The 26,162-nt window shown below is 38.0% G+C and carries 17 protein-coding genes; 3 read left to right on the forward strand and 14 right to left on the reverse strand.

The genetic code is table 11. The features are described 5' to 3' along the window. Positions 1–77: 77 nt before the first annotated feature. Both AAEY68_RS09735 and AAEY68_RS09740 read right to left on the reverse strand, forming a co-directional pair. Entirely contained in the window at positions 78–722 is a 645-nt protein-coding gene (locus tag AAEY68_RS09735; protein ID WP_350585870.1) for a LysE family translocator, read from the reverse strand. Further along, positions 719–1,918: a multidrug effflux MFS transporter gene (locus AAEY68_RS09740; protein ID WP_024593564.1), complete on the reverse strand. Its 1,200-nt coding sequence runs from the start codon at positions 1,916–1,918 to the stop codon at positions 719–721. Before AAEY68_RS09740 ends, AAEY68_RS09735 begins: the two co-directional genes overlap by 4 nt. A gap of 183 nt (positions 1,919–2,101) precedes the next feature. Here AAEY68_RS09740 and AAEY68_RS09745 point away from each other — a divergent pair, with 183 nt between their 5' ends. Next, complete coding sequence (locus AAEY68_RS09745) at positions 2,102–2,575, forward strand: hotdog fold domain-containing protein (RefSeq protein WP_193226136.1); 474 nt, start codon at positions 2,102–2,104, stop codon at positions 2,573–2,575. A gap of 21 nt (positions 2,576–2,596) precedes the next feature. On the opposite strand, the gene AAEY68_RS09750 is transcribed toward AAEY68_RS09745, so the two are convergent. The 12 genes from AAEY68_RS09750 to bcsR all read right to left on the reverse strand — a co-directional run bounded on the left by AAEY68_RS09750 (position 2,597) and on the right by bcsR (position 22,583). Then, a complete protein-coding gene (locus AAEY68_RS09750; protein WP_024607173.1) occupies positions 2,597–3,079 on the reverse strand; it encodes a bactofilin family protein in 483 nt (160 codons plus the stop codon). After that, entirely contained in the window at positions 3,069–4,232 is a 1,164-nt protein-coding gene (locus tag AAEY68_RS09755) for a M23 family metallopeptidase (RefSeq protein WP_350585871.1), read from the reverse strand. The genes AAEY68_RS09750 and AAEY68_RS09755 overlap by 11 nt, the downstream gene beginning before the upstream one ends. 143 nt (positions 4,233–4,375) lie before the next feature. Continuing rightward, on the reverse strand, positions 4,376–5,689 hold the full coding sequence (fahA, locus tag AAEY68_RS09760; protein WP_350585872.1) for a fumarylacetoacetase: 1,314 nt from the start codon (positions 5,687–5,689) through the stop codon (positions 4,376–4,378). A 136-nt stretch (positions 5,690–5,825) separates the two neighbouring features. After that, positions 5,826–6,872 (reverse strand): 4-hydroxyphenylpyruvate dioxygenase, encoded by a 1,047-nt coding sequence (hppD, locus tag AAEY68_RS09765; RefSeq protein ID WP_010555129.1) that lies wholly within the window; start codon positions 6,870–6,872, stop codon positions 5,826–5,828. Positions 6,873–7,175: 303 nt separating this feature from the next. Next, complete coding sequence (locus AAEY68_RS09770) at positions 7,176–9,923, reverse strand: metallophosphoesterase (protein ID WP_350585873.1); 2,748 nt, start codon at positions 9,921–9,923, stop codon at positions 7,176–7,178. Positions 9,924–10,068: 145 nt separating this feature from the next. Further along, positions 10,069–11,562: a peptide MFS transporter gene (locus tag AAEY68_RS09775; RefSeq protein ID WP_024593567.1), complete on the reverse strand. Its 1,494-nt coding sequence runs from the start codon at positions 11,560–11,562 to the stop codon at positions 10,069–10,071. A 246-nt stretch (positions 11,563–11,808) separates the two neighbouring features. Continuing rightward, complete coding sequence (locus tag AAEY68_RS09780) at positions 11,809–15,627, reverse strand: cellulose synthase subunit BcsC-related outer membrane protein (protein ID WP_350585874.1); 3,819 nt, start codon at positions 15,625–15,627, stop codon at positions 11,809–11,811. Continuing rightward, positions 15,618–16,748, reverse strand: a complete 1,131-nt coding sequence (gene bcsZ / locus AAEY68_RS09785) for a cellulose synthase complex periplasmic endoglucanase BcsZ (RefSeq protein WP_010555125.1) — start codon at positions 16,746–16,748, stop codon at positions 15,618–15,620. The genes AAEY68_RS09780 and bcsZ overlap by 10 nt, the downstream gene beginning before the upstream one ends. Further along, entirely contained in the window at positions 16,748–18,994 is a 2,247-nt protein-coding gene (bcsB, locus tag AAEY68_RS09790; RefSeq protein WP_197209479.1) for a cellulose biosynthesis cyclic di-GMP-binding regulatory protein BcsB, read from the reverse strand. The genes bcsZ and bcsB overlap by 1 nt, the downstream gene beginning before the upstream one ends. Beyond that, positions 18,987–21,656, reverse strand: coding sequence for a UDP-forming cellulose synthase catalytic subunit (gene bcsA / locus AAEY68_RS09795; RefSeq protein WP_197121712.1), 2,670 nt, complete (start codon positions 21,654–21,656; stop codon positions 18,987–18,989). The genes bcsB and bcsA overlap by 8 nt, the downstream gene beginning before the upstream one ends. Position 21,657: 1 nt before the next feature. Then, positions 21,658–22,374, reverse strand: a complete 717-nt coding sequence (gene bcsQ / locus AAEY68_RS09800) for a cellulose biosynthesis protein BcsQ (RefSeq protein WP_165721319.1) — start codon at positions 22,372–22,374, stop codon at positions 21,658–21,660. Between the two features lie 20 nt (positions 22,375–22,394). Further along, positions 22,395–22,583, reverse strand: a complete 189-nt coding sequence (gene bcsR, locus AAEY68_RS09805) for a BcsR/BcsP family cellulose biosynthesis protein (RefSeq protein WP_007581346.1) — start codon at positions 22,581–22,583, stop codon at positions 22,395–22,397. 114 nt (positions 22,584–22,697) lie between these two features. On the opposite strand from bcsR, the gene bcsE reads away from it, so the two are divergent. Beyond that, positions 22,698–24,320 carry a cellulose biosynthesis protein BcsE gene (gene bcsE / locus AAEY68_RS09810; protein ID WP_121954445.1) on the forward strand — a complete coding sequence of 541 codons (1,623 nt, stop codon included), beginning with the start codon at positions 22,698–22,700 and terminating at the stop codon, positions 24,318–24,320. 169 nt (positions 24,321–24,489) lie between these two features. Continuing rightward, positions 24,490–26,070 carry a cellulose biosynthesis protein BcsG gene (bcsG, locus tag AAEY68_RS09815; RefSeq protein WP_350585875.1) on the forward strand — a complete coding sequence of 527 codons (1,581 nt, stop codon included), beginning with the start codon at positions 24,490–24,492 and terminating at the stop codon, positions 26,068–26,070. Positions 26,071–26,162 lie beyond the last annotated feature (92 nt).

The following is a 26,162-nucleotide window of genomic DNA, read 5'->3' on the forward strand; positions in this document are numbered from 1 at the left end:
CTCCCTTTGATTATTGTAACCACTTTAATCATGGCACATAGATGCCGTATAGGGAGGAGACCATTACATCAGGTTAGTTAAAATAATAGATTGATAGCAAGGGCTATAAATACAATGCCGGTGATCCTATCAATCCAAAGTTGGCTATTTGGGTTACGTCTAAAAAACTGTGCAATTTTGTCGCCAAAATAAATATACGTGCAGTCAATCGGAAAAGCAAAAATAGGGTAAAGCAAGCCAAAAAAAGCGAGTTGAAAAGTAGCAGATGAAAGCGTTGGATCTACAAATTGCGGAATAAATGCAATAAAAAACAGCGCCACTTTAGGGTTTAGCACTTCAGTCATCATGGCTTGAAACATGACATTACTTTTTTTACTGGTACTTATATGCGGGTTATCGGTTTGCTTGTCATCAGATATAGGCTCTGGCTGCTTTAGCGTGCCTTTAATCATCATAAATCCCAAATAACATAAATATGCTGCGCCTACATATTGCACTGCGGCATAGGCACTTGGGGAAGCTTTTAGGACTGCGCTTAGGCCTACAACAGCAAATAGAGTATGAATAACCCCACCTAATGCAAAACCAAAAGCACTTTGCATACCGGCGCTTCGACCATTAGCAAATGTTTGTGCCATCAAAAATGCATTTGATGGCCCAGGTGCTACAGCCATTAAAAAGCTGGCTAATAAAAACGAGACTAAAAAATCAGGATTGATCATTGAGCGCTTTTAGTTGGGTGTAAAGTATGTGCTTTTTTGCTCATTAAAATAATCCAAAGCGGAACTAGTAATAATAAATGAAAAGCAATTAACCACGGTGTACTTAACCCTAAATATTGGGTTAAAACAACGAGTATACTCGCGCCACTCATTTGCATAGCACCAAGTAATGCCGAGGCTGTGCCTGCTTGTTTAGGAAAGCTCGACAGAGCCATACCTGCAGCTGAGCCTAAACTTAGAGCAAAGCCTAATGCTGCAATTAAAATAGGTAACATAAGCGCAAATGCCGTTTCTATACTGCTAAGGGCTAGCATTAAAACGCCTGAAAAAACCAGTACACTCACACCGACACGCAAAGCACGTTGGCTATTTCGTTTAATGTACGTTGGTAAAATAAAACTAGCGACAATACTTATTACGGCATTTAACGTAAACCAAAAAGTAAAGTCAGCCACGGTGCCGCCTAAATGCGTAATAAGCCAGCCTGGAGCTAGCGTCACATAAACTAATATGGCCGACATTGAGACCATGCAAATTAGGCTATTAAACAAAAATACCGGTGTTTTTATAATAGGTGTAAAGCGACGTAAATCTAAAATATGCCCCTGATAATGGCTATCAGCAGGACGAGTTTCTCTAAAAAAGAATAGCGTAACAACAAGGCCTACAATGGCAAACGCGGTTAAAAACATAAAGTTCATACGCCAGCCAAATTGTACGGTAAGCCAAGCCCCTAAAATAGGTGCCATTGCCGGAATAAAGCACACAATCCCGTTAAGGTAAGTGATCATTTGTCCACTTCGTTCACTACCATATTTGTCACGCACTATCGCAAATGCGACAACAAATGTGGCACAGGCTCCAAAACCTTGAAGAGCACGTGCAATCATCAATACTTCAAAAGAAGGCGAGTAATAGGCAAGTAATGCTGAGCCTGCATATAAACTTATACCCACTATAGCCACTGGCTTTCGGCCAAACCTATCGGCCAAAGGCCCCGCAATTAATTGGCCTAAACCTACTGTTAGCATAAAAATAGCAACGGTTTGCTGAACTTGTTGTTCTGTAACTGCAAATTGTTCTGCAATAGTAGGAAAAGCGGGTAAGTAAATATCGATTGCCATAGGGCAAAATATAACGAGTAACGCTAGGATAAGTAACAAAGTCATATTAGGTTTAGCGGGCTGTGTTTGCATTGAGTCTCCTTTTGCCGAGTATTTTAGGTGGGCACTCGTAAAAAAGAAAGGGCTTATGACCCCTGCATAGGTTGTCATTTTTATTTTTTGATTGGATTAAGCTAAAAAGGCAGCGTAAATGCACTTTTTAAAACTGGTCTGATGTGTTAATTTGAAAAAAGTAACTGTTGATGGAAAATAATAATGAGTAATAAATCTGCACTTGTACAAACATGGCATAAATTTAAACGCCTACCTTTTGGGAATTGGCTTTTTACTAAAGCTGTTTGCTTTAAAGCGCCATATTTTGGTTCGATGAAACCTTACGTACTCGATTTGAGAGAGGGCCATTGTAGTGCGGTGGTTAAAAATCGTCGCAGCGTTCATAATCATATTGGAACTATTCATGCTATTGCGCAGTGTAATTTAGCTGAATTGTGTGCAGGTGTAATGGTTGATGCAACAGTGCCAGTTAAAACGCATCGTTGGATCCCAAAAGGGATGACAGTTAGGTATTTGGCTAAAGTAGATACAGATGTACGAGCAGTCGCTGAAATTGATTTACCACACAAGTGGATTGATAAAGAAGACTTAGTAGTACCGGTTAAACTGTATAATACCCGCAATGAGCTTGTTTTCACTGCAGATATTACTATGTATATTACTGAGAAAAAGTAACTTACGTAAAGCTGATTTGACTTAGCTTTTATCAGCGGCTTGTTTATTTACAAATGATAAGTCGCTGCCATCTTCTTTCAATAATGCTTTAACTTCTTTTGCGGGTTTAAGCTCTTTCGAAATTAGTTCAGGCTCTTCTTTTTCAAAGCGTTGCTTTAAACTGCCTTCAATTACTGCGCCTGCATCAATACTCAATGTATCGTGAAATACATCGCCATGAACATGAGCGCCACTTTGTACTTTTACTTCACTGGCATTAATTGAGCCAATAACTTTACCTTTAACAATAACGCTTTTAGCTTCAACAATACCTTCAACAACACCCGTTGAGCCAATAACTAAATGCTCCACTTTTATATCGCCATCAATACGGCCATCAAGCTGTACTTCACCTTGGCTAACTAAAGTGCCTGTAAGGCGTACGTCTTCAGAAATAATAGACGGCGTGTGATTTACTCTTTTTAAATTAGAGCTAACTGTTTTTTGTTTTTTTCTACCAAACACGAGAAAGCGCCTTTGTTATTTTTAGAGGATTGACTTGTTTACCGTTAAGTAATACTTCGTAGTGTAAATGAGTACCTGTACTTCTGCCTGTGCTGCCCATTAAACCAATTACGTCATGTTTAGTGATTAACTGACCTTTTTTTACTTTAATTTTATTTAAGTGTCCAAATCGAGTCACTAAGCCATTTTTATGTTCAAGCTCAATAAAGTTACCATAACCACCATTGCGACCGGCACGAAGCACTACAGCGTCTGCTGGGGCAAATATCTCGGTTTTATGCCAACCTGCTAAATCAATTCCTTTATGAAAGGCATGATTACTATTCATTGGATCTTTTCTAAGACCAAAACTACTCGAAATATAATATTTAGCTTTAGCTAAGGGGAGGGTGTTTGGTAGTTCAGTTAAAAAGTTTTCTAAATTATTTAATGCTAATAACTTATCAACGATGGCTAAAAAGTGGCTTGGAATTTTTGTTTCGTTAAATGTATCAAGTGGGCCACCTTGTGCGGTTGTTTGGGCACTTAATATTAAGTGTTGCTCAAGCGCTGACTCAATTCCTGCGCCTTTAACCATAGCTAAAATAGCTTGGTGACGTTCACTAATTTGGTTATCTAAATAGGTAAAGCTTTGCTCATAATGATTATTTAAGTTGGCCACTCTTGTTGCGAATGTAATTGGAGCTATTAACTGCGCCTGCTTACTTTTTGGATTTTCATCGACTAATGGTTCGTGAAATTCATTGCTATTTTCGTTAAGAGGTACATCAAGTTCTGTATCAAGCTTAATAACATCTTTGCTAATCGAAGCGGGAAGGGATTCTATCATGCTTTGCAGTAGCGCCTGCTTTTGCTCAAGTATTGCAAGTTGCTCTAACTGCGTTGCTTGAAGGGCTTGTTGCTCACTGACTTTTTGTTGCCACAGCGTTTGCTCGGTTATTTGATTTTGTTCTATGTCAGATATTTTATTTGTTTGTGTATAAACACGAAAGCTCGAAATACTCAGCCAAATAAAAGTGGCTAAAATAAGCGATGCTACAAGAAGTTGAAACCAAGAGGCTAAAACAACATGCTTAACTTCGCCATTTTGACGAATAAGTAGCTGTCGAGCTGGGAAAAATTTATGATAAAAAGACTTTATAAATACTGACATGGCATATAAACACTGGCTATTAACCGAATTAAGATAGCAATTTGAGTTAAAAAAGCTAGAAAAAAATTGTAACTGTTCAAAAATTAATAAAAAAGGGCTGCTTTTAGTAAGCAGCCCTTTTAATAATTTTTTTAATACTCGTATTATTTTGTAGGTAGTACTGTGCTCTCTACAGAGCCAAAACCTATACGTGCATAGCCTTCTTTTTCACACCAACCGCGCATAATAACGTTATCGCCATCTTCTAAAAAGCTACGTTGTTCGCCATTGCTTAGCGTAATTTTTTCTTTACCGCCACGAGATAGTTCAAGTAAAGAACCCGCTTCTTCGTGCGTTGGACCTGACTGAGTGCCAGAACCTAACATGTCACCTGGCATAAAGTTACAGCCATTTACTGTGTGGTGAGTAACCATTTGTGCCACAGTCCAGTAAGAATGCTTAAAGCTAGATGTTGATACGCGCGTTGGGTTATGGCCTTCGCTACGCATTTTTTCCGTTTGGATTTTAACATCCATTTGAATATCAAAAGCACCTTGGTCGCGATTCGCTTTTGACTCTAAATAGTCCATAGGCTGTGGATCGTTTTCATCACGCGTCCAGCTTGTTCTATAAGGCGCTAGCGCTTCGGTTGTAACAATCCAAGGCGATACAGTTGAGGCAAAGTTTTTAGCTAAAAAAGGACCAAGCGGTTGGTATTCCCACGCTTGTAAATCGCGAGCTGACCAATCGTTAAATACACAAAAGCCAAATACGTGGTTTTCTGCATTTTCGATAGCGATTGCATCGCCCAGTGCATTGCCTTTACCTAAGTAAATACCCAGTTCTAGTTCGTAATCAAGACGTTTACAAGGACCGAATGACGGCACTTCTGCATCAGGCGCTTTAGTTTGGCCTTTAGGGCGATGAAATGTTTGCCCAGATACATCAATAGATGAAGAGCGACCATGATAACCAATGGGTACCCATTTATAGTTAGGTAGTAATGGGTTATCAGGGCGAAATAAACTACCCACAGCTGTAGCATGATAAATAGAAGTGTAAAAGTCGGTGTAATCACCGATACGACAAGGCAAAGAAAACTCTATGTCAGATTGTGCTACAAGCGTATCGCTAAGCGCTTGTTGGTGCTCAGAACCTGCTCGTAGTGCTTTTGAAAGCGCTAATCGCAGTGCTGACCAATATTGCCCCCCTAAACCCATAAATGTATTTAGAGTTGCTTCACTTGCTGCATCAGCGGCTGTTTTAGCGTCACCTGTTAAAACATTTAATTTACTCAGTTTTGCTAAATCAATTACTTGGTCACCAATTGCAACACCACCACGAAAGGCCTCATCAGACCCTTTACGGCGAAACTCTGCAAACGGTAAGTTTTGAATAGGGAAGTCGCAATTATCAACATTAGCTGATTCTACCCAGCTGGTTAAATTAATATCGTGGGTTTCGTTAATTAGGCTCATTACATTTCCTTTGGATTTTACTGTATGGCGACAAGGTATAGTTTATTTAATCATACTTGTACTTGGCGCCATACTTTTTAAATATTAAAACGACAAAAAGCAGCGAAGTTCGCTGCTTTTAATTTACTCAAATATTTTATAAAACGCCGCGACGCTCTTGGTCGCGTTCGATTGATTCAAATAATGCTTGGAAGTTACCTTCACCAAAGCCACCATCATCAACGCGTTGGATCATTTCTATAAAGATTGGACCAAATAAGTTTTTAGAGAAAATTTGTAATAAGTAACAATTTTCACTTTGGCTATCTACGAGTATCTGGTGCTTACGAATTTTTTCTTTATCTTCTGCAACCCAAGGTACACGGTCAAAAATAGTGTCGTAGTACTCTGGAATAATATCCAAAGTAGCGATTGTTGATTTATCAAGCTTATCAAGAGAGCTTACTAAATCATCTGTTAAAAACGCTAAATGCTGAACGCCAGGGCCGTTGTACTCACCAAGGTATTCATCAATTTGGTTGTTATCGTTACCTTTACCTTCGTTTATTGGAATAGAGAAGGTGCCACAAGGGGACTTAAGTGCATACGAAATAAGCGCCGTTTTTTGACCTTTAATGTCAAAGTAGCGTACTTCTGTAAAACCAAATACGTCTTTATAAAAGTTAGCCCATTTTTCCATGGTGCCTTTATAAACGTTATTGGTTAAATGATCGATTCGGATAAAGCCTTTATCTTCTACAACATTTTGCGTTTCTAAATCTTCAAAATCACTTTCGTAAATAGTGCCTTTGTCGCCAAAATTTTCAATAAAGTAAATTAGGCTGTCGCCAATGCCATAAATTGCAGGGTAAGGCATGTTTTTATGTGTTGAATCAGTGGCTGGTTTTGCACCACGCTCTACTGCAGTTTCAAATGCTTTTTGCGCATTCTCAACACGCCAACCCATTGAACAAATAGCAGGGCCATGGCTTTTAGCAAATTCTGCAGAAAAACCTTCACGCTCGTTATTCAGTAAAAAATGAATATCGTTTTGGTTGTAATAAACAATGTCTTTACCTTTGAATTTTTTAAGCTTAGAGAAGCCAAAATCAGTAAATACTTTATCCATATAATCAGCATCAGGTGTTGCGTACTCGGTAAATTCAATACCGACTAAACCTAAATAGTTATTTACTTCACTCATTATTATTACTCCCGCAATTAAGCACTGCGATTATGTGTTGTTGTCATATTGCAGTAGATAATCAACCAGATTCTTGATTTGGGGAAGAGGGGGGCACTATTTAGTGTGTAGTGTATGTGTAAATTTTATAGGACGGTTATTATAAAGTTACGTGTTTGTAATACAGTTAAGTAAAATGAAGTTATATGGTATAGGATTGAATAGTGGTTTTTATTCTTAATGTGTTGTTTTTAAATAATAAAAAGGAGAGTTCACCTGCGTGAAGCCTCCTTTTAGAATGAACAAGCAAAAGCTTGGTTGTATTTAATTATTTACACTTTTAGAGTTGCCACCAAAGAACTTGTTACGTTGCTCAATCCATTGGTTTGTTTTTATCGCTGGCGCAGCTTGATAGTGACGTTCAATCGTTTGGTTTAACACTCGCGTCGGTTGCTCAAAGGACAACTTTTGTTGTGCGCCGCCCATACTTTTAATTTCGCCACGGGTCATAGCACGGCCCGCATAGAGTAAGGCATTTAAATAACCAGGGACTGTTTCGTAGCCATTATCAGTAAATAAGAGCACTGCTTTGTTGAGAGCCCAACGTTGGTCTATTTCTCCAAATTCTTTTACACCCGTTAATTCACCATCAATATATACTTCAAATACACCATTTATTGGTGCTGTGTAAAACACAAACGCTACACGATGCCATGTTTCTGGTTTAGTATCACCAAAATATCCACTTTTAAACGTCGCTTCACCATAACCGCCACTGGGATCAATAAATATATCTGCATCGTTTTCTAAATAATCTACTGTTTCAGTTTGCATTATCGCACGATAAGAATCGCTATCTTCTGATGGCCAATATAAATCCATTATTAGAGTGTAGTCAGATACCATACCGTCATTAGCATAATCACCATTTGCTTGTGTGTTTAATTCAATTTTTAAACCCTCTGTAGGTGAGTGATCAGTAAAAGCCATTACACCAGAAGGACCATCAGTTAAATCCCCAATATTAAGATCAGTGGTTGTCTCATAGCGGGTGTCTTCGGGGCCCCAACCGTCATTTTCTGGGTCAAAGTAGTTTAAAACCGATGGACCAAAGTCTGGGGTCAGTGGGTTTGTTGGATCGTCAAAGTTCCAAATTGTTATATTTGCAACATCTTGGCAAGCATTAAGCTGTGTGTCTGTATCAAGGTGAAGACATTGAGTTGTTCTAAAGCGCGCGTATTGATCAAGTAGCCACCATGCTTCGGCAATTGGCTTTACATCATTAAAAGTAACACTGCTAAAAAATAAATCTGGATTAAGTGCCGCACCTTTAAATAAAGCGACATTATAATTTGTTGTTACTTGAATATCTTCTGGCTTTAACGCAAACCAATCGGGTTGGCTGGCAATCATTGTGTTTAAATCAGTCCCTGTAACAGTTACTTGATACAGTGAATTAAAGCCAGGTGTGTTTGAAGGCTGTCTTTCAACATAAAATGCTTTGTGAAAATCTTCTTGTGTAACAGTGCCTGGCGTCCATCTTTTTTGTACAAGTTCAGGGTTTAGCAGCGCTGCGTTAATTGAGCTTGAATGTTTAGTTGCAAGTGCTGTTATTTCTGCAACTTCAAAGCTACTTGGGTAGTTTTCTGAAATGGCAATTTCTGTATCAGCATCGGGTGCATATCGGCCCATTATTTCATCGATAGCTAGCTTGGTTTCTTCGTCAGGTTCTATAGATGTTCGCGTATCTACATGTTGATAATCGTAACGACTTAGTGCTTTATTTGCAGTATTAAATACTAAATTTAAATCGGTGACTCCGCGAGCATAAAATTCTGGTTGAATGACTAAAGCATTATTTTCAAGCTCTATAAAGTCTTCACCACCATGAGTATGCCCACCAAGCACTAAATCTATACCGGGCACATTGGTTGCTATCTCAACGTCAGTTCCTTTACCTAAGTGGCTTAGCATTATCATGTAATCAACATCACCGCTGTATTGGCTTACAATACTTTGTGCGATTTGTTGCCACTTCCAACTCATTTTAAATTGTTTTATAAAGTCAGGGATAGGGTCATCTTCAATTGGCTCGTCAAGTTCATCCCATGGTACTGACGTCATCCCAAACACACCCAATGTTATGCAGCCAACCTGTACTTTAGCAAAGTCCACACCGCCAAAGCTCTTATTTTGCTCTCCCTCAAAGCGGGTATTACTGGCGAGTACAATGGCATTATCGTCTTGGGAAAACTCAAGCAGCTTTTCAGGACCCCATGCATAGTCATGATTCCCTAAAACACGTAAATCAAAAGCCATTAGCTTTACGGTTTCATCAGAGGCTAAGCCTTGTGATATTTGCTCTGCAACGGTCCCTTTTTCATAATCATCGCCACCATCGGTAAATAATGTATGGGGTGATTCGCTTAGCGCTTTTTTATAATAAGCCTTGATACGACTAAAATACTGTTCCTGATACCCAAAACGAGCATGCATGTCGGCAACGTGAACAAATCGTATAGATTGCTCTGTTGCATTTGCATCACATGTAGGGCCAATATCAGAAAATGCCACCGTACGTTGCATTTCTATTGCATAGCTACCTAGTTGGTCTACTTGTGCGCTAACAAAGCCTTGCGATACTGTTGAATTAGTAATACTTGACCAAGAATCTCCGCTCAAACGAGCAATAGTTAACTGGCCTCCTAATACATAGTCGTCAGGTATTTTTATAGTGATTGTCATTGGGCTAGAAAGTTGAAGTGTATTCGGGGTAAGCGTATGTATATCTGAAATGATATTTTTTGCTTGATTATTCTCATCAAGGATTAATTTTTCGTAGGTTATTTCAGTATCGCTAGCCACTATTTCCCCAGGGGCATTGATAGTAAAGTTACCTTCATCTAATGACGTTTGTAAGCCATTAGCATTGGTAATAATTAAGCCACTAGGCTCAGGCTCTACAGGATCATTTGGATTTACTGTAACTTGATCTTCGGCTCCACCACAGGCAGATAAAAAAATAAGGAGAAATGCTATTAGAGTGGCACGTAATAATCTTAATGAATGCATATACTGCTGTCCCTGAGTCTATTCAATAATCAATCAGGATATAATATCAGTTAACGGGGGCAGGGCAAAGTTGAATAAAAAATTCCCCCATAGACGCTATGGAGGAATGTATCGGTTATGTTGTTATATTAAAAATAAACAACAATTAAGAGACTTTCTCTTCTAACCCTTGTTTTTCCCATACTTTAGCTTTAAAGGTCATTAGTACTAAAACAACACCAACACCAATGCTAAATAATGCAATTTGTAAGTATAAGTTAGGAATTTCAGAAACATTGTTCGGATCGAAATTACCAGCAAGTAAACCTGCAATAATATTACCGATTGAGTAAGTTAATACAAATACACCCATCATTTGACCAGTGTAACGTTTAGGCGATAACTTACTTACAGCACTTAATGCTACAGGGCTTAAACAAAGCTCACCCACAGTATGTAAAAAGTACGTAGTAACAAGCCAGTAAGGCGCTACTTTTAAGCCTTCAGCTGCGTAATGAGCCGCCATAAACATAACTAAAAAGCCTGATGCCATGATAATTAAACCAATTGCACACTTAACGCTATAGCTAGGTGATACTAAGCTTTTAGATAAGTTAATCCAAAGCGCTGCAAAAAATGGTGATAAAGCAATAATAAACAGTGAGTTTAATGATTGAAACCACGTCGTAGGGATTTCAAACGTACCAATAAGGCGGTCGGTGTAATCGCGAGCAAATAAGTTTAATGACGAACCTGCTTGTTCAAAGCCAGACCAAAAACATGCAGATGCAATACAGACTAAAAATAGTGCCCACATTCTTTGTTTTTCGGCATCGGTTAATTTACCTGTAAAGTAAATAACACCAAAATAAACAAAAAAGATAATAGTAAATACAACAGCTACGTACCCTGCAACCACTGTTGGATTGATTACAATTGCGCCGGTCATTGCAGCCGTAGTAACTGCAGCCGCTGCAATTACAAACGCAGCAATACCAACCCATGCGCGAGAAGTGCCTTTAGGACCTAATGGATTTGCTGGTAAAGCGCTATGCTCTGGTAAGTTATTAAGTGAGCGCTTATATTGCACCAAACCAATAGCCATACCAACAGCTGCTGCACCAAACGCCCAGTGCCAACCTACGTTTTCCATAAAGTAACCACAAACGTAGTAACCAATTAAAGAACCTAAGTTAATACCCATGTAGTAAATAGCGTAACCGCCATCACGACGCTCATCAGCATCACTGTATAGTTGGCCTACCATTGCGCTGATATTTGGTTTTAGCAAACCAGTACCTGTCGCTACAAATATCAAGCCAATGAAGAAAGAATAATCATGTGGAATAGCCAAAATGATATGACCAATCATAATGATTATACCGCCATACCATACTGCTTTTTGACCACCAAACAATCTATCTGCTAGCCAGCCACCTGGTAAACCTAAAAAGTATACCGCACCTGTGTATAAACCATAAATTGCAGCAGCTGAGGCAACAGTAAAGGCTAAACCTTCTTCTTGTAAGCTTGCTGTCATGAATAATACGAGCATAGCTCGCATACCGTAATAACTCATTCGTTCCCACATTTCAGTGAAGAACAATGTTGAAAGTCCTTTAGGGTGGCCAAACCAGCCACTATCTGGAGCTGAACTCATATTTACTTCCTAACTTTAAGTATTGTTATGATGGCCTTATAATTTTTTGCTTTAGCTATTTTAGAATTTGTAATCACTAAAATGCTCGACCATCAGTATATTATTTGTAGCTAAGATAATGATTTGCTATATGGCAGTAACACCACAAGGTAAGAGATACACCCTTATCCTAGTTACAATTGCGCTCAAGTATACATATACCTTAGTGCTAGGGGAAGTGTTCGCGGTGTATCACCTTATGCCAAGTTAAAACTCAGCATAAGGAACAATAGGGGTGCCTGGAAACTCAAGTGTTCCGTACACAGGATTAAAGTAGTAACGTATATAAAGCTGACCAAAATTTGGTTCGTAAAAGTCAGAACGATCGATGGCTAAGTAACCACCAAAGAACCAATTCGGCGTTATTCTATACTCAAAACTACCTTCAAGATTATATGAAACACCAGAACTTGTTTCACCTTCAAATACAGGATCAACACCTGTTATTGACTCTCTATCATATGCAGCTATTTGCAAATCGCCATCATTAGGGAAGAAATCAATAGATTGAGTTTTTGTTTGCGAGTACGAAACACCTGTTTTTAATCGATAAACAAAATCATCGCCCCAACGCGCGTCATAAGTGAGTGGCACAGATAAACCTACATAGTTTTGTGGGCTGTAATAACCACCATGGCCCCATGTTTCTTCACTTAAATTATACTTGTATGCCCAATGTAATAAGCTAGCGCCTGCGGTAAATTCACGCTCTTGATTGCTAATTACACGGTAATAAGTACCGCCCATCATACGATAGCGTTGGTTGTCTTTTACATTTTGGCCTTTATATAGGGTAAAGTCGGCGCTTGACCAAAAACCCCATTTTCCGCCTAAGTCGTGTGATACATTAGCAGTTAGGCCTGTAGAGCGTACACCACCCCAAACTTCACCTGTTTTTACATCTTTAAGACCTGCATAAGAAAGTACCGAACTTGTAACTGGGCGTTTTTCAAGTTCTAGGCTGTATCCAAAATCGCCAAAACTGTCTGCGTAATTTACACCCCATACAATATCTTCAATTAAAAAGCCAAGTGGAGTTGTACCTACATCTACACGCCAGTTTTCGTTTTGCCAACCAATACCTACATCTACACCACTTTCCTGTGGTGTCACTTCATCGATTGAACAAGTGAAAATACATAAAGCACCTTGTCCATAGCGGCTGCCAGCAAATTGCTCATCAAAGCGCGTTGTTTGTGCGCTAATAGTAGTTGGGTCTACTTTAATAAACCCTTGGCCTTGCCAAAGCGGAAAGTAAGCTTCAATCGGGACTAAGCCCGCACCAAGTGTTGCTTCGCTTTCGGTGCTTGTTTGCCCACTAAAGTTAACACCAATAGCAATGTATGCTTGGTTTTTGTTTTGCTCGTTTATTAGCTCTCTTTTAGCACCGTTTACATACCATTCATCGTTTTCGTCTATTTTTGAAAGCGCTCCGTAAAGCTCTTTTTCATTTAATGTACGATTAGGAAATAGGGTTTGCGCGTACCAAGATTGTGCTTGTTCGGTTTCGTTGAATTTGCTGGCTACTTGAGCGCCTAGATAACGTAATTCTTGATCGTTGGGTGACTTTTCAACAAGTTGCTTAGCTAAATAAAGTGCATCCCCTGAGTAATTAAACTCATTGAGAGATGACATGATTTGGCGTTGCAAATAACCTTCTTGCGATGTGGTTTGCGTAATCGCTTTTTGCGTAACTTCTTTTGCTTGAAAGTCGTCCCCAAGTTCTATGTATGCATTAGCAATAGCGAGTAGTGCTTGAGGCTCTATGGTTTGTTTATTTTGTACTTTTTGCTGATACAAAATAACGGCCGCTTCGCGCTGTTCAAGTGCTAAATTTGCATTAATAAGGGCAGTAGTTGTTGCTGGAGTATTTTTATATTTTTGATCCAGCTGGTTAAGCTTAGCGATTAAATCACTACCATTGTAATACTGAGTAATATAGCTATTTTGTAGTTGTACATATTGAGTTGTTTCGTTTTCAGTTGCGCTCTCTGGTAATACGTACTTTTCAAACCATTGCTTCGTTTTATTTTCATCACCTTGCTCTAAAAGCCACTCACCATAAAGTGTATGCCAATAAGCAGAAAGAGAAGGCTCAGCTTCCAGTGCTTTGTTTATAAGTTTTATAGCGTGTTTTTTTTCATTAATTCGATACCAGCTTCGCGATAACTCTGCCTGCATAGCGGGTGTTAAATTTTGTGCCTCTAGGTTGCTTAAATGATAGATTGCAGTGGCTTTATCTTTAGCATCAAGGTGGCGCTCACTTTGTGTTAAAGACTCATTAAGTTGCAGCTGCTGTTCAAGCGCAATAATGTCTTTATCTCTGGATTTAAATGGAATGTACTGCAATGTTTTAATAGCACCTTGATAATCATCAAGGGATCGTAAAAAAAGCGCGTGGCTGTAACGAATCTGAGGGTTTAACGGAAATTGCCACAGCACATTATTAAATAAAGCGCGGGCCTCTTCTGTCAGCCCCTTTTGTTGGTATATAAAGGCTAAATCGTAGTATAACCAAGGCTGTTCTTGCGCTATTTCAATAGCGTCTTTTAATACTTTTTCGGCTTGCTCTAAATCTCCCGACTGTGCAAACGTATTTGCCTTTGCGCGGTACTGACTACTTAAAGATACAGAATAAGATTCTTTAATTAGTTTCTTTTGATTAAACGATAAGCTGTTATAAAAAGAGGTTAGGGCTTTTTCATTTTGCTCTAATTCAGCTATTTCAAGTAGGCCTATTAAAGCGCTGCTATTAAGTGGATCACTTCTTAAAACAATTTGATATGTAAGCGCAGCCTGTGAATATTGCCCTTGAGCAAATTGTAATAAACCTTTGTTATATATTACTGTATTAGTTTCTTGTTCTAAGGTGGCTGCTAAATCAAGCTTAAGCTTAGCCGTTTTAAATTCTTTATTATTAATGGCATTTTTAGCTTCGCGTATATAAAGCCAAAGCTTAGCTGTTTTTGCTAATTCTTGTAGTGTTTCACGTTCAGCGAACTCAGTTGTGTACTTTTGTGCACGAGTAAAATATTGATACGACTTTTGGTTTTCACCAAGGCGTAAATAGAGTGTGCCAAGGCTTCGCATTATAGCGCCGTCTTGCGGTCGGCCTCTTAAAGCTTTTAAAAGTAAAGGCTCTGCGGCAGCAAGTTTATTTTTCTCAAGTAATTTATCGCCTCTTACCCAAAGTTGATAGGCGGGGTCGGCAAGAAGTGTTTGACGTTTTTTATAATCTTTTAGAAAATCTTGGTATTGTAATTCACCTTTACTACTAAAAGGATAAAGAGTGAAATAGCGCTGATACTGCTCAACTGTATCATCCGTTAAGGGCATTTCTAGCAAAGCACTAAGCCAAATATATTCTACTTCATTAATAAAAGTAGGGCCTGCGCCATATTTACTTAAAATATCAATCGCTTTTTTATCTGTCAGATTACGTCTAAGTAGGTGACGGGCATAAGCAATTTCTATCTGCGCAATACTTGGGTAGCTTTGAGCTAATTTATTATAGCCTTTTTTAACACTTTCCCATTGGGAGCTATCTTGTCCATACCAGCTTAAATGCTCAAGCTCGTAATCTAATGTAGGATAGACGTTTTTAAAAATATTATTATAGATTTCGCGAGCTTGTTCATAACGACCCGCGCGAGCCAATAATTTAGCTTGCTGAATTGAAGATTTGTCTTTTCCTTCAGTACGCGAAAGGACTTTTAGCTTTTCAACGCACGGAGCTTGTTTGGTAAGCCCATTATCTATTTTACTTAGTAATTGGTTGGCTTTCGCTGATTCGCCATTGGCAAAATCATAACGCGCTACAGCGCACTGTGTTTCTATGCGGGCAGGGGCAATAGCGACTAGCTTTCGCAAGCTATCTTCAACTAGTTTTTTATTTTGCTGTGCTTCACCAATACCTATTTGGCTTAGTAACCAATCAACAGATTGCGTATCAATATCGTTGACTGTGTTAGCGCTTAATCCAGAGCTAAGCGCTAATGTGCAAGCGAGGGCAAACCTTAACGGCATTCAGTGCTCCATACCGGTTGTAGCGTCCCATCTGCTGTAATTGAAAAACGCTTATTTAAAGCACTTGTACCAAACAAGTTAAGTACGCTGTCGTAATAACGAGTCTGGGTAAATGATTTATCAATCATTAGTTTTTGCTGAATAGCCATTACTGTAGAATTATCGTTATTAGTTGCTAGTAAAGGTAATAAAGCTGAGTTAAAGCCTAGAGGGCCTCTTTTTTCAGATTTTCCTGATTTAGCAAAAGTATTTAAAGGCACGTAACCACGTTTATTAATTGTTTCTATAAAAGGGTTAAATTGCGCTAATAGCTCTTTTTTATAAGGTGCGTTGTCTGCCATCATACTTGCCCATAAATATACTCTAATAGCGTTGTAACTGCCCAAGTCGCTCGTTTTTTTATCGTAGTAAAAGCCGTTATTTGCATCAAACATTACCCAGTCAGGGCTAACACCTTGCTTTGCTGTATCTAAAATCAACTTTGCTGAGCCTTCGTGCAGTTGATGCCAAGGCGAGTGTGGATAAAGCTTTTTAAACTGCTGATAAATAAATAACGGTGAGTAGCTTGGGTTTAACTTAAAACGCTCATTATCAAATTCAAAACCAGTAGGGGCGGGTAGTAATGATAAACCTAGGCCCGAAATATAGGCGGTTTCTTCACGCATTATTCGCTGTGCAAGTACGGCTGCTAATATGCTGTAGCGGCGGTCATCCCAAAGAATAGCAGCTTGCGATAAACTGTATGCTATCCATAAGTCAGAATCAGACGCTGGATTTGAATCTAAAATTCCGCCAACATTTTGATTGTTAACACCCCATTGCCATGCCGGTAAACGAGTGCTTAAATCACCTTCTGATAAATGTTCTTGCGTCCAATCCAGGACTAGGTCAAACATTGCTTTGTCATTTGCTACGACAGCAAAAAATAAGGCATAAGACTGGCCTTCAGAGGTTGTGACTTTTTGCTCACTCCCCAAATCAATAACGCGGCCATCTTGGCTTATAAAGTTACTTTTAAACGTTTGCCATGCATCCCATGGTTGGCATTGCTCTATTTGTGCATTGGCATTAAAGGTAAATAATGCAATCACGGTAAAAAATACATTAATGAGTGACTTCATTACTTATCTCCTTCAGCTAAGCGCTTGTATGTTAATGCTTGTAGTAATCGCCATATAATAAATGAGATCAGCAGTAGTGTTAAAATAGACAATAGCGCCAGTACAAATGGGTGATCCGATAAATGGAACCAAATTAGGGTATGCACAGGAATGTGACCAACAAAATATTGCTCATCAGTTTTAATTGTTTTAATGCCTTGAGAATTTATGACCGCAGCACTGCCTTTAATTTGCGCAAGAGCTTCTGAACTCATTAACGCATCATCTAGTAGAGTAAAGGCTTTTTGTGATGTTGCACTAAGCGATACAATTGAACGCTCTGAATCAAACGGTGATTGAAAGCCAGTAATAACGGCCATATCACCACTACTTTTTATACTTACTTGGACTTTATCTGTTGTCTGCTCATCGTAAGCACCGTTGTATATGGCTTGTTTTATAGCGCGCTGATTATTATCAAGCAGGATATTAGTTTGCGCATCTTCATCTAAGTTATTAGCAATGCTATTAGGTTTTGCGATTACTAAGATGTCTTTATCATCTAAGTTGGCATCTTCATTTAAATGAGCAACACTTATTCTATGAGCTGGGTAGCCTGTAATAGCACCAAAGTGGCCTGTTAAATTAAACAATACAGATAGTGCTTTAGGTGATGGAACTTCATCTATCAATACTAAAGTTTGTTGTAAGTCTGCGTATTTTGTAAATGGGAATCCGCTGTTTGCAAATACATTTAAATCAGGCAGAGCCATGTAATGGTCAAACCCACTTACATCAATGTTAGAGTTTCCATCAATTACTCCGTATTCGCCACCAGGTGGAGCAACGGCACATTCGCCTTTTTTAAGTACTGCAAATCTAAAGTCAAAATTTAACTCATTTCGGCTGGCAAGATTAATACCGTCTAATGAAAAGTCTTCAGCGCTTTGCGTTGTGTCTGTATTAGCAATTAAAGGCAGCAACGTTTTAGCGGTAGTTAACGATGAGTCTTTTTTATCAAGTAAAAAACCACTTATAAATTCTTGGTTTATTAACATGTTTAAACGTGAATTTAATGTTTCGCTCTCTGGCGTATTACGGTATTGCAAAGTAATAGGAATACCTTTTTCACGCCAAGTAAATAAATCAGGTGCAAAACGAACATTTAATTTTATAGGGCCGTTGTTAAGACCCTCAGCTTGTAACTGAGTTGGGTAGTCAATAAGCTCGTCAAAGTGCACGGGACGATCGTTTCTTAGCCATCTCGGCGCATCATAAGCTTTACGCAGTGGGAGTTTGTTAATAGCCTCGATGCTTGCACTTCGGCCAGTCATAATTTTATGACCAAATACAAGACCAGTGACCGCTGTTTTTAAGTCTTTTTCGTCACGCCCCAAAATTAACAGCATTTTATTGTATCTGTGAATAGGGCTTGAAATTAGCTCGACGGTTGGCTTTTCAACATCTGGATAATCTTTTAAAAAATCAGGTTTTGAGTCATTAGTAATAAACACCACACTGTGCTGCTCTGGTGCTTTATTTAAAACTACTGGAAAGTTAGCGCCACGCCAGTCAGCTTGTGCGCCAAACCAACTAGATAAAGTGGCTGCAGCTTCTATTGCTTGTGTATTAGGTGTGCTTGCAAATACAAAAGGTAAGTTTAATTTGTTGTAATCTTTAGCATCAAAAAATGGTTCTGGTAAATATTCAAGGCGGCTATCAATTGCTAACTGTTTTTGATCAAGCGTGATATGGCTTGATTTGTTTATTTCAGTCCAAATTGAGCGGCTAAAGTAATCTTGGCATCGTAAGTCGTAGTAGCCAACTAGTTCAAAGCGAATTTGGTTGTAGTCTTGAATGTATTTAGCATTTAGGTCTAGGCTATGACTTACCGTATTTTTTACAATACTTAATTGCTCATTAATAGGTAAAACAGTAACTAAGTTATCGTTAAAATAAACTTTTAAATGCGATACATTAGCCAGCAATGAAGGTGAGTTGGTGTACGAAAAGTTAAGCTTTAGATTAGTGCTTAATTTATCAATTCTATTTGTGAAATCGACTCGAGAATTATTATTCACGCCGTCGAGTTTATAGTCGTTAAACCCTAACTTTTCAAAGCTAAGACGTAAACTAGAAACCTGAGCGCTCTCAGGGTAGCCATTTACAAACATAGTTTTGTCGTGCATAGGCTCGATAGCGAGCACTTGATATGCGCTACTAATAAGTAACAATGTTAGAAATGTATTTAGTAACTTTTTAATCATAATTATTATGCACTATCGGTTTTTTTGGAGTAAATGAATTTATGTAAATGACAGTATTAGTCATAAACTTAATTATAGGTTGTAACGCTCTTGGGGCATGAAATAATAAATTACTAAAGCCCCGTAAACTGGTTTTTTGCACTTCTTTGAAGCTATACGATGGACGGTCATGTCTAAAGTTATTTTGCCAATCTAGCCAAGCATCTGCTCTGGAGAAAGTACATTGTATAAAAGCTCTTTGCTTTTCGAGAGATAAATCTTTAAGTGTAAGGCCAATTTGTTTTTTACGGGTATTACATACATACGTTGTAAACGAAAATTGCTTGTTACCGCGACTCATTAATAATTCGATTTTATCGTTAACGCGGCATAAATGTGCGTGTTCAGTCTCTATACCTACACCGTTATCTGAATAATCCGTTATTTTTACTTTTAAAGTATGACCATTTGCTAAACGAACGCCGGCAGGAAAGTTTGCCTTTATACGATGCGAGTGCCTCACTTGGCGAGCCTCAGCAGCAACCGCAACCGCAGCACCCAAAATAATAATATTATAAAAAGCCCAACCCATACTTATTATAAGTACGCCAATCTGGCTTGAATCACCTAAAAACAGACGTAATACACCCACTATTATTCCAAGTAAGTTAATAAGTAAGAGAATTAAATACGGTTTAGAAATCCCCCAGTCGTAATGCTCTTCATCATTTAAACCGCCTTTTTCGGTTACGTTAAATTTACCTTTATTAGGATTAAATAAAGCAACGGTAGTTGGTTTTAGTATGTACCAAGCAAGTACTGACTCATACACTTCACCCCAGAAGGAATAACGGTATTTACCTTGAATACGTGAGTTAGTCGCTTTTATTTGAATTAGTGTCGGTACCACATAGATAAAAATAGCAATAAAAGGAGCATAAATTATGTAGGCATTAAAATATATTAGCGCCAAAGGAGCTGTTAAAAATACAATACGAGGAATACCCGAAAGGAAATGCAACATTGCGTTTATATAGCATAATCGTTGAGGGATGCTTAAACCTTTACCCATCAATGGGTTATCAAGCCTAAATATTTGCGCCATACCACGCGCCCAGCGAATACGTTGGCCTATATGCGCTGACAAGCTGTCGGTTGCAAGGCCTGCGGCTTGTGGAATGTTTATATATGCAGTTTTATAACCTGCGCGCTGCATACGAAGGGCCGTGTGAGCATCCTCAGTTACTGTTTCAAATGCAAAACCACCAATATTATCAAGCGCTTCTCGTTTTAATACGGCGCAAGAACCACAAAAGAAGGTTGCATCCCACATGTCGTTACCATCTTGAATCAATCCATAAAACAACATATTTTCGTTAGGGATTTGACTGTGGTTATTAAGATTTCGCTCAAATGGATCGGCAGAAAAAAAGTGATGCGGTGTTTGGACCAAACACACTTTACTGTCTTTTAAAAACTGTCCCATTGTCATTTGTAAGAACGAGCGAGCAGGAACGTGGTCACAATCAAAAATTGCGATATATTCGCCATCGGTATAACGCATAGCGCTATTCATATTACCGGCTTTAGCGTGATTGTTATCCGAACGCGCTAAATAACCCACTCCAATCTCGGCTGCAAAATCCTTAAACTCTGAGCGCTTACCATCATCTAATATATAAACATTTAGCTTGTCTGCAGGCCAATCGATACTTAAAGCAGCGAGAGTAGTGGGTCTTACAACGCTTAACGGCTCGTTATAAGTTGGAATATATACATCAACAGTTGGCCATAGGTCAGTGTCTTTAGGTAAAGGCACTGGTTTTCGCTCAAGCGGATTAACTGTTTGAAAAAAACCTAAAATCAGTACAAGCCATGCATATGTTTCAGCAAGTAGTAAGCCGCCACCTAGTGCAAGTGCAAGCGGATCATCCCAGTTTAAAGTCTCAGTGTAACGCCACCATAAGTAACGAGAAGAGGTAGTTACTGACAAGGTGATCATGACAATGGTTGCCATTTGGCCTTTTACTCGTTTAAGTGCATACGCAACTAATAAAATAAAGCTTATAAATACGGCTTGAGCTTCCAAGCTAAAAGGAATTGTAATGAATATTGCTAATAAAAATAAAATAAACGCGAGGATGACGTATTTAACTAATTTATTTTGCCATACACGCGCATCCGCCATGGTTTTAAACGCACTTTTTTTAGGGCCTTTTTTGTTTTTTGATAGTAGGCGTTTTAATAATTTACCTAACTTTAAATCAAACCAACGTAATTGCCTTAAAAGGTAGCTAACGCCATCATAGAAATAATTAACTGCATCTTCTTTTACTGAACTAGATTTAAGCTGGTTTTTAAAAAACACTAAAAAAACACTTTGAATAATAAAGCGTAATATATTTGAGTAAATATAGGTTCGGTAAGGCAACCTTAAATGAGGGTAGTAGTCATAAAGGGTAAACTCAAAGCTGATTTTATGCTGTTTAATGTTTATAAATAGCGAGCTTAAAAGCGTAATAAAAGGCATTAAGAAAGCTTCAATTACATTTACTTTATGTTGATTAAAGTAGCTATGAAACTTGAATAAAATGTACCGAACTAACTTATCAGTAAATAAAATGCTCAGCAGCAAGTATAAAGTGCTGTGAATAGGGCGCTGATAAAATAGTGTAATGCTCATTTTATAAGGCCGCTTTACTAACTAGCCAACCAGCTAGTGTTTCAAAGTCATCGTTTGCGACACTATATGGCGCGCAATTAAGTGCTACATTTCTGTATGCGGTTGACTCTTTAATAACTTCGTCACTATTAATAAAAAAGGGAGCCATAAGGGGAAGTGTCGATTGCCATAGGGAAAATAAGTCAAATTCTAGCGTTGATGCAGAGTTATAGCGGTTAACTAAAAAGTAATGTTTCCAATTGGTATCTGAATTTTTAAGTCTTTGCAGGCGCCTATAAATTAAGCTGTGACAAATAGCGTCGCAATTAACAAGTTCAATTACAATATCGTCTTTCTCTAATGGGTAGTGAGAAAGGTTAATATGTGAAGGGCAGTCAAAAAGTATCCAGGCTTCGTTGTTATAATTTAGGTTTTTGCATTTATTGACCATTTTAGTGATGTTATCGGTGCTAGTGTCGTCGTTATCGCCAAATGGTAAAAATATAATGCCATCGTTATCTTGGTGAAAATGCGTAAGTGCATCTTCAAAGCGCACTTCATTACTCCAGCCTTTGGTGTATTTCCACGGTAAACCAAAATGTAAACCTAAGTCACTTTTTGCATCTAAATCGATAGCAACAACGTCAACGTCAGACTTTTTTAGCACGCATGCAAGATTGGCAACTACAGAAGTACTGCCTAAACCGCCTTTGATACCTTTAATGAAAACTCTTTGCAACGGGGTTACCTATCCTTAGTTTAACTAGTGTATGTGTTTAGTTCGTTGTTTATCTCTTTAAGCAATGCATATTTATTAATTGTATTATTATTTTGCTGCTTGTTTACTATTTCTATGTAGTCATCACTCTTTCCACCAAAACGCAGTGTAAGGTTTTCTATATCACTCGATGTTAACGTTTGTGAGTTTTTAGATGTTAAGTTGTTCATCTTTACCTTTACAGTTACTTTAATTATTTTGATTAAAAGTGGACAATATTTGGCTATTATATATAGAATAACGGTTAAAACTAGTAAAAAAGTATTTTTTATAGGGCATTTTAAGTGCATAACTTTAACATAACGGGATTAGAGCCTGCTGCAAAAGAGTTAAAATCGGCTTCAAGTTATGCTGTTTTAGCCCCTTTAGATAATTTTGCAATCGAATTAGCGTTACATTCAATTAACCAAAGTTTAGCTAATGATATATATATAGTTTCTCAAGAGGCTGAATCATTTTTTGATTCTTCTTTTTCTGCATCGTTAAATTATGCTTATGAACATAATCGAGTGCATCCTTTTTCGTTGGCCCCAGAAACACAACACTATTCAATTGAGCGAATCAATTCAGGTATTATAAAAGAGATAAGTGCTTATAAACGTCTAAACGAAGCGCTCATTTTTGTTCATTTTAATACAACACAGTTAAACAGTGTTGGCGAAAAAAGCTTAAAACTGATGATGAATGAGTACAACGACTTTGTTCGTCGTACCGGAGCTACATTACTATTTTTAATATCTGGGCCTGATATTGCTAACTACCGTTTTTTAGTTAGACGATTAAATAATGTATTTGATGGGCTGGTTTTTGTTGATAATGATTCTGCAATGCGAGTTCTTGAATATGATTATTGGCGCCATAGCACGGGTGTTATTGCTGGTGAACATTACCCGTTATTATTAAGTAATAATCAGTTTGTTGTTCAAAAGGGAATAATAAGCGAGAGCAAAGCACCTAAAAGTTCAGACTTTTCCGATGAAGACGATGTTTGGCTTGTACAAAGTGCGGTGCCCGAAGGTACTAAATTACCAATGCACTATAAAAGTGTAAAAGATAATAATGACTTATTTAATAAAGGCCCAAAGGTAGAAGCAGCCACCTTAATTTTTGCAGTAACGCGCTACACTGATTTAGCGTTATTAGGTAAGCAGTGTTTTGAACTTAGAAAAAACTGTGGGCGCTGGTTAAAGCTTGTTATTCAAAATGTTGATGGTGTTATTCGCCATCAAGATGAATGTTTATTTTTAACATTGGGTGTAAACCTTATTCTATATAGTTTTTCAGAGCCTTCTCGGTTGCTCTCACAAATTCAATCTATTCAAGGTTTTCAGTTTTCTAGGCCTTTACCTCCCTCAGTTGAGGACGTATTGAAATACACCGAAAACACTTTTTCGAAAGGATATTTACCTTTCATTGAGTTTACAAAACAAGTAGAAATTCATAGTGACTCAGCCGTTAATTTAGGTGTGAGCGGTGTGCTAGTAAAGCTTGAATTACTGCCACGAATCGACCCAATACACCCTTTGCATTTATTTCATATTAAACGCGAAGGTGATGTATTTAGTATTGCAGATAATACAGTTTATTTATATTTGCATGCTTGTAGAGAGAATGACGTTGATAATGCGATTAAGCATTTGTTTAAATTAAAAACAAGCGATTTTTTTGTACAGCAAAATGTAATTTCTGATCACTTTTACATTCAACAAGAATGTAAACAATTAAGGCGTTTTTATAAAGGTAAGAGTGTTGTAGATTTCTCGCAAAAACTTGCCGAGAATGATAGCTATAAATTTGCACCTGATATAGCAAACAGCGTTACTGAAAATATTAACACACCTGAATTTTCTAGCAAAAGCCGCCCAGATGCTAAGCCTTTTATAATGAAATTAAGAGACAACTTATGAGTATGAATCAGCTTTTAATTACCGTGTTTCTTGCAATGGTGCTTGGCGCGGTGCTTTGTATGCTAGGCAAATACATTTTATCTCAAATAACAAAATATTATTATAAGCTTACTTTTAAACATGAAGTACTAGAGCCTTATACACCAAATACAGTAAAAAAGGATAAGAAGTGAAATTATCAGGTTTAGGGGTTTGGAACCTTTATTTTTTAGTTAAGTTTGCTCTGTTTTATTATGGTGCAATTGATTTTAACGTATTAACTAATGCGGCTTTTGCTGCGTTGCTTGCGATTAAATTTAAACAGTCACTAATAGAGAAGGCAAAACATATAGTAGGTGCTGTGTTTGCTGTGGTATTACTTTACCAAGACTCATGGTTGCCACCAATAAACAGGTTGACTAAACAAGCGGGTAACGTTCAAGATTTTAGTTTTGGTTATTTTATTGAGTTATTAACCCGTGTTATTAACATTGATATGTTATTGGCTTTGTTCGTAATTAGTGTGTGTTTTTGGTATACATCGCAATGGATACGCTTTACAACAGTCACTATCGTTGGGCTGTTAGTTGTAGGATGGCAAGGGGATAACTCTCAATCACAATTTGTTAATAATGTGGCTAACCCTGAGCCGGTTACACAGAATCAGAGTAATCCTCAAACACAAGTGATCACTCAGGCAGCACAATCTCCTGATCAAAAATTAGCTGATTTTTATCAACAACAAAGCTTATTAATGAGTCACTTTCCAAGCCAGGTAAATGGTGAACTGTTTGATGTAATTATTTTGAACATATGCTCAATGGCTGTTGCTGATTTAAATGCTATTGGTGTAAGTGTTACTGATATGTATAAAGACTTTGATGTGGTGTTTTCAGACTTTAACTCGGCTACATCATACAGCGGACCAGCTGCGGTAAGGCTACTGCGCGCTAGTTGTGGCCAAACTAGTCAAACGGCATTATTTAAAGAGGCACCTGAACAATGTTACTTGTTTAAAAACCTAGAAAAACTAGGTTATCAAAATAATGTTGTGATGAATCACGACGGACATTTTGATGAGTTTAAAGGTTTAATAAATAAGTACGGTGGCCTAGATAGCACGCCATTTAATATCGATTCAATGCCAGTGGCGCTTCGAGGTTTTGATAATAGCCCTATTTACTCAGATGAAGCTGTGCTGGATGGTTGGTTAGAGCAAGCTGATGATTGTAAGCCGTGTGCGATGTACTACAACACCACAAGTTTACATGACGGTAATCAGCTAGAGAATCAACCAAGGGTGAATAGTAAAGAGACATACCCAATCAGACATAAAAACTTGTTTGCTGATATTAACCAATTTGTAAAAAAATTAGAAAAGCGTGGTCGCAACGTTATGTTAATGATAGTGCCTGAACACGGCGCTAACTTAAAAGGTGATAAAGTACAATTTGCAGGGTTACGCGAAATCCCTAGTCCTGCGATTGTGTCTGTACCTGTAGCGATTAAATTTATAGGCCCAGACGTACAAAACTACTCGCAAATTGTGGTTGATGATTCAACAAGTTACTTTGCGCTTTCAGAGCTGGTAAGTAAGACGCTGCAAACTGATGTGTTTGGTGGGAATAATAGTGTTGCTAATTTACTTGAAAACCTACCTAAAGCACCTAAAGTTGCTGAAAATGAAGGCACAATAATGATGTATGTTAACCAACGACCATTCATACAATTAGATGGTGGTGATTGGTCAGCTTACCCACAAGGTAAGTAGTCTCATAATAAGATTTAATAAACAGCACTGGTATAGTTAAATATAGATATCAGTGCTGTTTTTCTTCGTTTAATTACATCCCACCCTTTGGC

It is taken from the genome of Pseudoalteromonas sp. RB2-MNA-CIBAN-0110, from assembly GCF_040309305.1.
Taxonomy (GTDB): domain Bacteria; phylum Pseudomonadota; class Gammaproteobacteria; order Enterobacterales; family Alteromonadaceae; genus Pseudoalteromonas; species Pseudoalteromonas arctica.

Excerpts from the sequence above, each read along its gene's own strand:
- bcsR (WP_007581346.1), bottom strand. The coding sequence starts at position 22,583 with ATGAACAACTTAACATCTAAAAACTCACAAACGTTAACATCGAGTGAT.
- AAEY68_RS09745 (WP_193226136.1), top strand. The coding sequence starts at position 2,102 with ATGAGTAATAAATCTGCACTTGTACAAACATGGCATAAATTTAAACGC.
- bcsZ (WP_010555125.1), bottom strand. The coding sequence starts at position 16,748 with ATGAAGTCACTCATTAATGTATTTTTTACCGTGATTGCATTATTTACC.
- hppD (WP_010555129.1), bottom strand. The coding sequence starts at position 6,872 with ATGAGTGAAGTAAATAACTATTTAGGTTTAGTCGGTATTGAATTTACC.
- AAEY68_RS09740 (WP_024593564.1), bottom strand. The coding sequence starts at position 1,918 with ATGCAAACACAGCCCGCTAAACCTAATATGACTTTGTTACTTATCCTA.
- AAEY68_RS09735 (WP_350585870.1), bottom strand. The coding sequence starts at position 722 with ATGATCAATCCTGATTTTTTAGTCTCGTTTTTATTAGCCAGCTTTTTA.
- bcsA (WP_197121712.1), bottom strand. The coding sequence starts at position 21,656 with ATGAGCATTACACTATTTTATCAGCGCCCTATTCACAGCACTTTATAC.
- bcsB (WP_197209479.1), bottom strand. The coding sequence starts at position 18,994 with ATGATTAAAAAGTTACTAAATACATTTCTAACATTGTTACTTATTAGT.
- fahA (WP_350585872.1), bottom strand. The coding sequence starts at position 5,689 with ATGAGCCTAATTAACGAAACCCACGATATTAATTTAACCAGCTGGGTA.
- AAEY68_RS09775 (WP_024593567.1), bottom strand. The coding sequence starts at position 11,562 with ATGAGTTCAGCTCCAGATAGTGGCTGGTTTGGCCACCCTAAAGGACTT.
- AAEY68_RS09770 (WP_350585873.1), bottom strand. The coding sequence starts at position 9,923 with ATGCATTCATTAAGATTATTACGTGCCACTCTAATAGCATTTCTCCTT.
- AAEY68_RS09755 (WP_350585871.1), bottom strand. The coding sequence starts at position 4,232 with ATGTCAGTATTTATAAAGTCTTTTTATCATAAATTTTTCCCAGCTCGA.
- AAEY68_RS09780 (WP_350585874.1), bottom strand. The coding sequence starts at position 15,627 with ATGCCGTTAAGGTTTGCCCTCGCTTGCACATTAGCGCTTAGCTCTGGA.